This is a genomic window from Bacteroides helcogenes P 36-108 (assembly GCF_000186225.1).
Lineage (GTDB): Bacteria > Bacteroidota > Bacteroidia > Bacteroidales > Bacteroidaceae > Bacteroides > Bacteroides helcogenes.
The window spans coordinates 1,818,985-1,831,444 of the sequence record NC_014933.1 but is presented as its reverse complement, the minus strand read 5'-3'; the positions used below and the strand labels follow the sequence as shown (position 1 = coordinate 1,831,444).

The following is a 12,460-nucleotide window of genomic DNA, read 5'->3' as shown; positions in this document are numbered from 1 at the left end:
AATCAATAAAAAGCCTCCTGCTCTATAAAAACAAAAGAGCAGGAGGCTTTTTATTGATGAGTAACCAAACTATTCCTTTTTAGCCTTTGAGGAAACAACAGGTTTCTTTTTTGCAGTTGTTTTTGGAGCGGCAGACTTCTTTACCGGAGTAGTCTTCACAGTTTTTTCGGAAACAGGTTTAGTGCTCAGTTTAATTTGTGCTTTCTCCAGTTCCTTGTGTAGCTCCTCTATCTCATAACCCTGATTCTTAATTGTAGTCAGCAAAGCATTCAGTTCTTCATTATCAATATCTACCGGATAAAGAGAATCAACGCGTTTGATAAAATCTCCAAGAATATTCATGTAGTTGGTGAATGCATCAAAAGGAGATTCATAAATACCACGATTCAAGCCTACTCCACTACTTTTGGTAGTCATAAAACGGAAGTTATTGCTTGCCTGAAGATAATCCCAATCCTGCTTGATACGACGGTCATCACAAAGATGGACACGCTCGGCAACACTATACAGTTTATTGAATGCTTCACGCTGCATGACATTACCCAGCCAACTACTGGTATCTCTTTCCTCGTCCACCCAAGACATCGGATAAGGAACATCCAGTTGGGAAACCGACTTCAACTTGGTAATGATTTCCGTTGGAGTGGAAAATGTGATACTTTTCTCCTTGGCGCAATTAGGCAATGCTTTCAAGAATTCCAGAATATTGGAAGACAATGGCTGAGACATACCCAAAGCACTAAGCTCCATAAAAATATTGATAACCTGCTCCTCCTGCGGTAAAGCATCAATCCAACTGATATACCTGTCAGCAAACAAAGGATATTCATTCCATTCGGAGTTGGAGAAACGAAGGCTGATGTCATCGGAAAGCTTAAAATCACGTAGCAACAACTTTAAATTTGGATTCATGGAGCAGTGATATACATAATGCGGACTCTTCCATCCCCAAATATGCTTAGCTCCTTCGGTCAACATGCCCTTGAACCCCAAAGCAGCAACCATTGCACCAATTTCATCATTATAAATCAAACTGGAATTACGGAACACCTTTGGAGCTTTACCAAACATTTGCTTCATCTTTGCACTTTGACGTGATACTTCTTCTTTGAAGCAGTCTTCATTAGCTAATGAAGAAAGACCATGGGAATAGGGCTCTGCCAAAAACTCACAGCAACCCGTATCATTCAGTTGATGCAGAAGATCAATAACAGCGGGAGCATGGATCTCGAGTTGCTCCAGTGCCACACCTGAAACAGACAAAGCAACCTTAAATGCACCACCGGAATTCTTCACCATCTCAATCAAGGTGTTTAATGCCGGAATATAAGAGCGTTCAGCCACCTCATTTATACTGGTTTCATTGGCATAATCATCATAGTAATAATGATCGACACCTATATCAAAGAAACGGTAACGTTTCAAATGAATGATTTGATGTATCTCAAAATAAAGACAGATAGTTCTCATTTCTATTATTGTTTTTGTTATTTACCATAGTTTCTTAATATATCCTCATAGAGAGCACGGATTCTAAGACCGACTTTTTCCCATGTAATTCCATCAACCTCTTTCTTGCCTTCCTCTTGCAGATACTGAAAAAGAGCAGGATTTGTACAAAGGGAATAAATGGCATCAGCCATCGCGTGAATATCCCAATAATCAGTCTTGATAACCTTATCAAGAATCTCACCGCAACCGGACTGCTTTGAAATGATAGAGGGGGTTCCACATTGCATTGCCTCAAGCGGTGCAATACCGAAAGGTTCGGAGACGGAAGGCATAACGAACACATCACTATTCTTATAGACTTCATACACCTGCCTGCCTTTCATAAAACCGGGGAAGTGAAACCTGTCTGCAATACCTCGTTCGGCTGCCAGATTAATCATGGCATTCATCATATCTCCCGAACCGGCCATCACAAAACGGATATTACGGGCACGCTTCAATACAAGCGAGGCAGCCTCCACAAAATACTCCGGTCCCTTCTGCATAGTGATACGTCCCAAAAATGTCACCACCTTTTCTTTAGAATGATCGGGACGCGGAACATCTTGAAATTCCTGCGAAAGCGGATAAACGGCATTATGCATGGCAAATACCTTCTTAGGATTCTGATGATATTCATTGATAACCGTACGGCGGGTAAGCTCAGACACACACATAATGCAGTCGGCATAATCCATACCGTTCTTTTCCATAGAATATACAGTAGGATTGACTTTCCCACGCGAACGGTCAAAATCCGTGGCATGAACATGGATACAAAGCGGTTTTCCACTTACCATCTTAGCATGCACTCCCGCAGGATATGTCAGCCAATCATGGGCATGGATAATGTCAAACTCTTGCTGTCTTGCCACAACTCCTGCAATGACAGAAAAATTATTTATCTCTTCATGTAGATTTCCAGGATACCCACCGGCAAAATCCATGCAACCGATATCGTTGACATGCATATAAGAAAAATCTGCATAAATATGGTCTCGGAAAGCGTAATAATCTTCCGGTGTCATGCTACTCGTCAAACGTGACTTCAAATAGTTATAATCAACATCACGCCACACAATAGGCACTTGATTCATGCCCACTATCTTCAAGAAATTTTCTTCTTCACCCGTAGGTTTAGGCATGCAGAAAGTAGTTTCCACATCACCTTGCAAGCTTAATCCTTTAGTTATTCCGTAAGAAGCAACCGCAAGCCCGCCATATATTTTGGGAGGAAATTCCCATCCAAACATTAAAACTTTCATCTTCGATCCTCCTTTCATAAATTATACTTTGACAACAACTTCAAGATACGCAGGATTTCTGCCGTATTCATGGCAAAAGACACTGCTCCTCTTCCTACAAACGGAGGATTGCCATCGAAGAGTTCAGGCAGCGCACCGATACAATGGGAAGTCATTTCATCTTCCATACCAATGAGGTATCTTTCAACGAACGACACACCGCTCACTTTATAGATGCGCAGATATGCTTCCATATAAAAGCCCATCAACCACGGCCATGCTGTACCTTGATGATACGCATAATCTCTTTGCATCTGAGGACCTACATAATTCGGATTATATCCACCGCTCTTAGGGCTTAATGTACGCAAACCTTTCGGTGTCAACAGTTCTTTTGTCACAATATCAAGCACTTGTTTCTTTTGTGCCCTGTCCAAAGGAGAATAATCCAGAGCTACCGCGAATATCATGTTCGGACGGACACTCCAATCCATCATATAGCCATCTACATAATCGAACAGATAACCATATTCATTGCGGAACACTTCAACGAAAGATTTCCCTGTTATTTCCGCCCGTACATTCAGGTCATCGGAAAGAGTTGTATTTCCACTCTCACGCACCATATCGGCAGTGAAGCGGAGTGCATTGTACCACAGAGCATTTACTTCCACAATATATCCCGTACGGGGAATCACAGGGCGACTGTTGGCAGTAGAATTCATCCAAGTTACGGCTTTCTCAGTTCCATTGGTATAAAGCAATCCGTTCTCATGCAAAAAAAGATTATCATGCTTACGGTCGAGAATGTAATCCATAATTTCTTCCAACAACGTCCCATACATTTGTCGGCAATGTTCACGTGAAGTCTCTTTGGCATATTGTTGCAAAGCCCAGACCGCCCATAACAAAACATCCGGATGTTCCATCTCATAAATCTTATAAGTCGAAGGCTCTCCATTGATAAATTGTCGGATGGCTTTCTCCGCTGTCTTCATGACATCCTCAAATTCCTCTTGCTCATCAACGGCCAATGTCAGTCCTGGCAATGAAATAAACAAGTCACGGGCACGGCACTTAAACCAGGGATAGCCGGCAAGTACATAGTGCTCTTCTCCCTGTTTGTTGTGAAACTGGTGCGCTGAGTTTTTCAGACAATGATAAAAGCTGTCACGCGGAGTACGATCAACGACTTCGGCTTCAAAAGTCTGCTTCAATTTGCGAGTCGAAATTTCAGAAATACCAGCAGAAAACACAATACTTTCTCCCTTCTTTATATCCACCTCAAAATACCCAGGTACATACAAATCTTCATTGAAGTCATATCCGCGCTCTTGTTCTTTGGGATACTCAATACCACGATACCAGTCAGGCTGATAATGGAACTCATTTTTCTTATTCAACTGCATGAAAAGTTCTGGATAACCAGGATACATACAAGTTTTTATACCATTTTCTATCAACTGATAATCACGGCTTGCCTGAGGATTTTCGTGCGTATATTCACGTACACTGCGAAACGCCAGAAACGGGCGAAACTTGAGTGTAGTTGCCGAATGCGCATCGACCAAGGTGTAACGAATCAGAATCCGGTTTTCATGGTGTACAAAAATTTTCTCTTTGCGGAGTATTACGCCTCCTACGCGATAAGTTGTAGCCGGAATATTTTCACAGTCGAATTCGCGGATATACTTGTGCCCATTAGGGCTAAAGTGATTTCCTTGATATTTGTGCAATCCCAGATTAAACTCCGCACCATGCTGGATTACCGTTTCATCCAGAGAAGACAGCAGCACATGATTCTCGTCATCCAAGTTGGGAACGGGTATTACCAACAGACCGTGATATTTGCGTGTGTTACAATCTACAATTGTTGTACAATGATAGGCCCCTGATTTATTTGTCCGAAGTATCTCCCTTGGTAAAGATTCCTCCAGATTAATCATCAAGGTCTTGTCAAATCGTAAATAACTCATAGTTGTGCATTATTTAAAGGTTAATTATTCAGATACCATGCGCTACAAGGCATGTAGCGATTCCCAAAAGTACAAATTAAAGATTACAGACAAAATAAAAAGTCAGTTTTTTTTCGATTTTCAATTAAATAATCCGTAGCATTGTGCAAAACATGGAATAAATACAGGATTACGCAAGAGTATGAGTAGCACGTTTAAGAAATAATAAAAAAAACAAAAAGAGGAGCAAAGAGTTTACGGTACACTTTGATAATACCTATTTTTGTTTTTAAAACATGAAAAAAGCTATATGAATACAATGTTCGATACTTTATTACAACTTCCACTCTTCCAAGGGTTAGCCCGAGAAGACCTGACTTCCATTTTGGGAAAAGTGAAACTACATTTTACCAAGCATAAAGCTGGGGAAATCATTCTGGAGGCAGACAGCCCTTGTGACCGACTTATGTTCATATTAAAAGGAGAAGTAGCAGCTTCCACCTCATCGGCAGATAACTCCTACAGCTTTACGGAACACTTTCAGGCTCCTTATCTGATAGAACCGCAATCCATGTTTGGCATGAATACGGCTTATGTGTCAACCTATGTGGCACATAACGAAGTGCATACCGTAAGCATAAACAAAGCCTTTGTACTGAGTGAATTATTCAAATATGAAATATTCCGCATTAATTATATGAATATCATCAGTAATCGCGCTCAAAATCTAAATAGTCGCTTTTGGGAAAAAAACGCCGACAGTTTGGAAAAGCGTATTTCATGCTTTGTATTGTCTCACGTTGAACGCCCCACCGGAGAAAAAGCTCTGAAGATAAAAATGGAAGAACTTGCCCAAATCATTAACGACACCCGCATGGGAGTATCAAAAGCACTGAATAACATGCAACAAAAAGGAGTATTGGAATTGCATCGGGGAGAAATTATCATTCCGGATGCAGCGAAATTGTTATAGCTCTTTCCCTTCTCAATATATCAATAAAGCCCGGAGCAATGCTCCGGGCTTTATTGATATATTATTTCCTATTCCCACTCTATCGTGCTGGGTGGCTTTGACGAAATATCATACGTCACACGGTTCACGCCTTTTACTTTATTTATAATATCATTAGACACCTTTCCCAAGAATTCATAAGGCAAATGTGCCCAATCCGCAGTCATAGCATCGGTAGAAGTTACCGCACGTAAGGCTACGGCACGCTCGTAAGTACGTTCATCTCCCATCACACCCACACTCTGTACAGGTAGTAGGATGACGCCCGCCTGCCATACCTGATGATAAAGTGATGTCTCATTGCCATTGGCATCCTTTACCTGCCAATCACGCAATCCCTGAATGAAAATATCATCGGCATTCTGCAAGATACTCACCTTTTCCGGTGTGATGTCGCCCAAGATACGAACAGCCAATCCCGGTCCGGGAAAAGGATGACGAGTTATCAGATGTTCCGGCATACCCAATTCACGACCTACACGACGAACCTCGTCCTTGAACAACCACTGCAACGGCTCGCACAGCTTCAGATTCATTTCCTCGGGCAAGCCACCGACATTGTGGTGACTTTTAATCGTTTTACCCGTAATATTCAGACTTTCGATACGATCGGGATAGATAGTACCTTGAGCAAGCCAACGGGCATCGGTTATCTTATGTGCCTCGGCATCAAACACCTCTATAAAATCACGTCCAATTATCTTGCGTTTCTGCTCAGGATCTGTCACACCTTCCAAATCCTTAAAGAATTTGGCACTGGCATCTACACCTATCACATTCAAACCCAAACATTCGTAATCGTGCATTACATTCTTAAACTCATCCTTCCGGAGCAAGCCATGATCCACAAAAATACAGGTCAAGTTCTTGCCGATAGCGCGATTCAACAATACGGCAGCCACCGAAGAATCCACACCACCGCTAAGTCCCAAAATAACGCGATCATTACCTACCTGTTCCTTTAATTCCGCCACTGTAGTATCCACAAAAGATGCAGCACTCCAGTTCTGTCCACATCCGCAAACCTCCACCACAAAGTTACGCAACATCTGTGTACCATCTTCGCTATGAAATACTTCCGGGTGAAACTGTACTCCCCATATCTTCTCGCCTTCCACCTGATAAGCGGCAATTGCTACTTTGTCTGTAGATGCAATTCTCTTGAAATTATCGGGGATGGCAGTAATTGTATCACCATGACTCATCCATACTTGCGTATTTTCCTTCACTCCATTAAAAAGGATATTGTTCCGGTCAAAGGAGCTGAGATGTGCACGTCCGTACTCACGGCTTCCAGCCGGTTCTACTCGTCCGCCGTTACTATAAGAAATAAACTGTGCGCCATAACAAATGCCCAGTATGGGGTATCGTCCGCGAATCTCGTCCAGGCTCACCTTAAATGCACTCGCATCATATACGGAAAAAGGGCTACCCGAAAGGATAACTCCTTTTACACTCTCATCCCCTCGCGGAAATTTATTGTAAGGCACAATTTCGCAATACACATTCAGCTCGCGAATTCGACGGCCAATGAGCTGTGTAGTCTGCGAACCGAAATCAAGAATAATAATCTTCTCTTGCATATCAATCTGTATGGATTTTAATAAATGATTTGCAAAAGTAGAAAAAAGTAAGGGAATAATGGAAATAATAAACCGGAAAATCTGTTTTCATAGATAAATAGCTCCCCAAAAGCAAAAATAAAGACCCCGCCCATCTATACACAATCCAGAAAGAACATACCTAATCCTCAAAGCCTACCGTTAGTAATCTTCAGGCATCAAGATTACTAATCTTCCACAAGTGTCGTCTCAGTTCCTCAAAGGAATGACACCCTGTCACCACTCTTGCACAACTTCTCTATAGTGTAAAACTTAGTATCAAAATCTCAAACACACTCTCATAATTTTTTCTTGCGCACACGTACGAGACATAATGTTAGCAAGACCGGTGACAAGGTGTCATTCTATTCATTTCTTCTCTTTCAAAATATCACGGATTTCTGTCAACAACACTTCTTCCTTGCTGGGTGCAGGAGACACCGGAGTTGCCTGTTTCTCATCCTTTTTCTTTTCTGTCAATTTAGTAAGTAATCTGATAAACAAGAAGATAGAGAAGGCTATTATCAGGAAGTCAAAAGTTGCTTGCATAAAATTGCCGTAATTCAGTGTCACAGCCGCAACCTCTTCTCCATCAATTATTTCCGCCGGTTTCATTACCCATTTTAAATCGGTAAAGTTCACACCACCCACCAACAAGCCGATAGGGGGCATAATTACATCCGCTACAATAGAAGATACGATTTTCCCAAAAGCACCACCGATAATTACACCGACAGCCATGTCTATCACATTGCCTTTCATAGCAAAAGACTTAAAATCCTGTAAAAATGAAGTTTTTCCCATCTTTTCAATTATTTAATTATGATTTTGGTTACGAATATAAAAACATTTTCTTACTTTTGCATCGCAAATCCAAAAGAAATGCAATTTATAATCGAAAGTTTATTTTTAAACATTATAAAACCCTTAAAAGTTTAAATGAAATGATTAAAGTAGGTATTAATGGATTCGGACGCATCGGACGTTTCGTATTCCGCGCTGCAATGAAAAGAAACGATATTCAGATCGTAGGTATCAACGACCTTTGCCCGGTAGATTATTTGGCATACATGCTGAAATATGATACAATGCACGGTCAGTTTGACGGTACTATCGAAGCAGACGTTGAAAACAGCAAGTTGATTGTTAACGGTCAGGCTATCCGTATCACTGCAGAAAGAAATCCGGCTGACTTGAAATGGGATGCTGTAGGCGCAGAATACGTAGTTGAATCTACAGGTTTGTTCCTGAGCAAAGATAAAGCTCAAGCCCATATCGAAGCTGGTGCAAAATACGTTGTAATGTCTGCTCCTTCTAAGGATGACACCCCGATGTTCGTTTGCGGTGTTAACGAAAAAACATATGTAAAAGGTACTCAATTCGTATCTAACGCTTCTTGTACTACCAACTGTTTGGCTCCTATCGCCAAAGTATTGAACGACAAGTTCGGTATCCTCGACGGTTTGATGACTACAGTTCACTCTACAACTGCTACTCAGAAGACAGTAGACGGTCCTTCTATGAAAGACTGGAGAGGTGGTCGTGCCGCTTCCGGCAATATCATCCCGTCTTCTACCGGTGCTGCTAAGGCTGTAGGTAAAGTTATCCCTGCATTGAACGGCAAACTGACTGGTATGTCTATGCGTGTACCGACTTTGGACGTTTCTGTAGTTGACTTGACTGTAAACTTGGCTAAGCCGGCTACTTACGCTGAAATCTGCGCTGCTATGAAGGCTGCTTCTGAAGGCGAATTGAAGGGTATCTTGGGTTACACTGAAGATGCAGTAGTTTCTTCTGATTTCTTGGGTGACACTCGCACTTCTATCTTCGACGCAAAAGCAGGTATCGCTTTGACCGACACATTCGTAAAAGTTGTATCTTGGTATGACAACGAAATCGGTTATTCTAACAAAGTTCTTGACCTGATTGCTCACATGGCTTCAGTTAACTGCTAATATACAGTTAGAAAATAATAAAAAATAGGCGGCTTCTGTAGAAGTCGCCTATTTTTTTTGCAATTTTGCAGTTAGTTTGCTTTTTATCAGATTATTCAGATTTGATAAAATAACATTAACGCTAATATTGCTTTTTATCATGAATAATACATCCAATAAGAATCCTTTTCTTGACGCATATTCTACTCCTCACGGAACTTTTCCTTTTGACAAGATAAAGCCCGGAGATTATAAGCCCGCCATTGATGAAGGTATTCGCCGCCAAAATGCCGAAATAGACGTAATCATCAACAATATCGAAAATCCGACTTTCGCCAACACTGTATTACCTTACGAAAAATCAGGTGAACTGCTGCACAATGTCAACACCGTATTCAATAATCTCCTCAGCGCAGAAACCAACGATGAGCTTCAAGAACTGGCCAAGGAGATTATGCCGCTGATGAGCGAACATGAAAACAATATCAGTCTAAATGAGGACCTGTTTGCACGCATCAAAAGCGTTTATGACCAACGCCAAAAAGAAGATCTGAATAAGGAACAATCCAAGCTGTTGGAAGACATATATAATGGCTTTGTACGTAACGGCGCCAACTTGCACGGAGAAGCCAAAGATAAATACCGCGGTCTATGTAAAGAACTTAGCCTGCTGACACTGCAATTCAGCGAAAATAATCTGAAAGAAACAAATAATTACCGGCTTATACTTACAGAAAAGTCGCAATTGGCAGGACTACCGGAAAGCGCAATAGAGGCAGCTACAGAAACAGCCAAAGAGAAAGGTGTTGAAGGCTGGGTATTCACCTTGCAGGCTCCCAGTTACGGTCCCTTTATGACGTACGCTGACAATCGAGCCTTGCGCCGTGAACTGTACATGGCTTACAACACAAAATGCACTCATAACAATGAATGCAACAACTTGGAAGTCGTGAAAAGAATAGCTAACATCCACATGGAAATAGCCCAACTCTTGGGCTACACCAATTTCGCCGAATACAACCTGCAAGAACGGATGGCACAAGACAGTGATACCGTTTATAAGTTGCTGAATCAGCTATTGGATACCTATACTCCCGCAGCCAAACAGGAATATGCCGAAGTACAAGCACTGGCTCAGCAACAGCAAGGAGGCGATTTCGTACTGATGCCTTGGGACTGGGCCTACTACTCCCATAAACTGAAAGACCGAAAATTCAATATCGATGACGAAATGCTTCGCCCCTATTTTGAGCTGAACAAAGTAAAAGAGGGTGTATTTGGATTGGCAACCAAACTATACGGCATTACATTCAAAAAGAATCCGGAAATCCCAGTCTATCATAAAGATGTGGATGCATATGAGGTATTTGATAAAGATGACAAATTTCTTGCTGTATTCTACACCGACTTCCATCCGAGGGCAAGTAAACGTTCCGGAGCCTGGATGACCAGTTATAAAGGGCAATGGATTGATGAAAGGACCGGTGAAAACAGCCGTCCGCACATATCTATTGTCATGAACTTCACTAAACCGACACAAGAGAAACCGGCGCTGCTAACTTTCAGTGAAGTAGAGACCCTTCTGCATGAGTTCGGACATAGCCTGCACGGAATATTCGCCAACACTACATACGAAAGCATGAGTGGAACTAATGTTTACTGGGACTTTGTAGAACTACCCTCCCAATTCATGGAAAACTTCGCCACTGAAAAAGAATTCCTCCACACATTTGCCCGTCATTATCAAACCGGAGAATTAATTCCGGACGAATTAGTGCAACGCATTGTCGATTCTTCGAATTTCAATGCTGCATACGCTTGTCTGCGTCAAGTTAGTTTCGGGCTTCTTGATATGGCGTGGTACACCCGAAATACACCGTTCGATGGAGATGTAAAAGCCTACGAAAAGAAAGCATGGGAAAAGGCACAGATTCTTCCTTCTGTAGAGGAAGCTTGCATGAGTACCCAATTCTCACACATATTTGCCGGAGGATATTCCGCCGGATACTACAGTTACAAATGGGCTGAAGTGCTGGATGCAGATGCTTTTGCTTTATTTAAAGAGAAAGGGATTTTTAACTCGGAGACAGCCTCTTCTTTCCGTGAGAACATCCTTTCCAAAGGAGGCACGGAACATCCGATGGCACTTTACAAGCGCTTCCGAGGACAAGAGCCCACAATAGATGCATTATTAATCAGAAATGGCATAAAGAAATGAAGAAAATGGTAAAAAATATCGGCTGTCTGTTCTTAATATTGTCACTGCTTCCCTGTTTGGGAGGATGCAATAATGAAGATGATGTGATGGAAATTCTTAACGGAAAGACGTGGAAACTCAGCCGGCTCACATCTGAAGACAGCAAAGCACAGTTCTATTCCGGCTTATGGCAGAATGAAACAGAACAGAAAAACAGTATCGAAGCTCTTTATACAGAAGGGTACTTCATTGTAAACTTCAACTGTGCCGAAGTAAACGGAGAGGTAACAGGTACGGTCGAAGCCCGTGGCATCAGAGCAAGCATCAATAATGCTACTTTGACAGTCAACGGAAAATCACGTATTCTAAACATCTCAGGGAAAATATCCGGTTCAGAAAGTGATCCTTTGGCAAGGGTATTCCTTAATGGACTGCTGAATGTCACCAAATACGAGGGAGATTCAAAATCACTGACTCTCTATTTTAAAGATGGAAATACAACTAAGGTCATGGGATTCAGCGCCCAATAATGTAATAATAAAAACATGGATGATTCTACAAAAAACAAACAAGAAGCACTGGACAAACGTTATATACGTATGGCAAGTATCTGGGCTGAAAACTCATATTGTAAAAGGCGCCAGGTAGGTGCACTGATAGTAAAGGATAAAATGATCATTTCCGACGGTTATAATGGTACTCCCGCAGGCTTCGAAAATATCTGTGAGGATGAAAATAATGTAACCAAGCCTTATGTACTTCATGCCGAAGCCAATGCCATCACCAAGATAGCACGTTCCAACAACAGCAGTAACGGAGCCACCATGTACGTCACTGCTTCTCCCTGCATAGAATGCTCCAAACTGATTATCCAGGCAGGTATCAAACGGGTAGTTTATTCCGAAAAATACCGGTTGGAAGATGGTATCGAGCTTCTGAAACGTGCAGGAATCGAAGTAGTATTTGTGGAAGTTGAGAGATGAAAGGTGAAAGTTGAGAGTTAAAAGTAATCTCAATCGTAAATTG

The 12,460-nt window shown here is 41.7% G+C and carries 10 protein-coding genes; 5 read left to right on the top strand and 5 right to left on the bottom strand.

What is annotated here, in order from left to right:
* Window positions 1-69: 69 nt before the first annotated feature.
* From BACHE_RS07305 to BACHE_RS07295, 3 genes are read right to left on the bottom strand one after another with little or no spacing between them, the layout of a single operon-like run.
* Complete coding sequence (locus BACHE_RS07305) at window positions 70-1,470, bottom strand: glycoside hydrolase family 57 protein (RefSeq protein ID WP_013547054.1); 1,401 nt, start codon at window positions 1,468-1,470, stop codon at window positions 70-72.
* 17 nt (window positions 1,471-1,487) lie between these two features.
* Entirely contained in the window at window positions 1,488-2,756 is a 1,269-nt protein-coding gene (locus tag BACHE_RS07300; protein ID WP_041579734.1) for a glycosyltransferase family 4 protein, read from the bottom strand.
* A 14-nt stretch (window positions 2,757-2,770) separates the two neighbouring features.
* Window positions 2,771-4,711 (bottom strand): glycogen debranching enzyme N-terminal domain-containing protein, encoded by a 1,941-nt coding sequence (locus tag BACHE_RS07295; protein ID WP_013547052.1) that lies wholly within the window; start codon window positions 4,709-4,711, stop codon window positions 2,771-2,773.
* Window positions 4,712-5,000: 289 nt separating this feature from the next.
* On the opposite strand from BACHE_RS07295, the gene BACHE_RS07290 reads away from it, so the two are divergent.
* Entirely contained in the window at window positions 5,001-5,663 is a 663-nt protein-coding gene (locus BACHE_RS07290; protein ID WP_013547051.1) for a Crp/Fnr family transcriptional regulator, read from the top strand.
* A 68-nt stretch (window positions 5,664-5,731) separates the two neighbouring features.
* On the opposite strand, the gene guaA is transcribed toward BACHE_RS07290, so the two are convergent.
* Together guaA and mscL are read right to left on the bottom strand one after the other, a co-directional pair.
* Window positions 5,732-7,285 (bottom strand): glutamine-hydrolyzing GMP synthase, encoded by a 1,554-nt coding sequence (gene guaA / locus BACHE_RS07285; protein ID WP_013547050.1) that lies wholly within the window; start codon window positions 7,283-7,285, stop codon window positions 5,732-5,734.
* Between the two features lie 387 nt (window positions 7,286-7,672).
* Window positions 7,673-8,107 (bottom strand): large-conductance mechanosensitive channel protein MscL, encoded by a 435-nt coding sequence (gene mscL / locus BACHE_RS07280; protein WP_013547049.1) that lies wholly within the window; start codon window positions 8,105-8,107, stop codon window positions 7,673-7,675.
* 140 nt (window positions 8,108-8,247) lie between these two features.
* Here mscL and gap point away from each other — a divergent pair, with 140 nt between their 5' ends.
* The 4 genes from gap (at window position 8,248) to BACHE_RS07260 (ending at window position 12,417) form a co-directional block, all read left to right on the top strand.
* Window positions 8,248-9,258, top strand: a complete 1,011-nt coding sequence (gap, locus tag BACHE_RS07275; RefSeq protein WP_013547048.1) for a type I glyceraldehyde-3-phosphate dehydrogenase — start codon at window positions 8,248-8,250, stop codon at window positions 9,256-9,258.
* Between the two features lie 139 nt (window positions 9,259-9,397).
* Window positions 9,398-11,455 (top strand): M3 family metallopeptidase, encoded by a 2,058-nt coding sequence (locus BACHE_RS07270; protein WP_013547047.1) that lies wholly within the window; start codon window positions 9,398-9,400, stop codon window positions 11,453-11,455.
* The gene (locus BACHE_RS07265) at window positions 11,452-11,964 is read left to right on the top strand and encodes a DUF4847 domain-containing protein (protein ID WP_041579248.1); all 513 of its coding nucleotides are present in this window, start codon (window positions 11,452-11,454) and stop codon (window positions 11,962-11,964) included. The genes BACHE_RS07270 and BACHE_RS07265 overlap by 4 nt, the downstream gene beginning before the upstream one ends.
* Window positions 11,965-11,979: 15 nt before the next feature.
* Complete coding sequence (locus BACHE_RS07260) at window positions 11,980-12,417, top strand: deoxycytidylate deaminase (protein ID WP_013547045.1); 438 nt, start codon at window positions 11,980-11,982, stop codon at window positions 12,415-12,417.
* The last annotated feature ends 43 nt before the right edge of the window (window positions 12,418-12,460 follow it).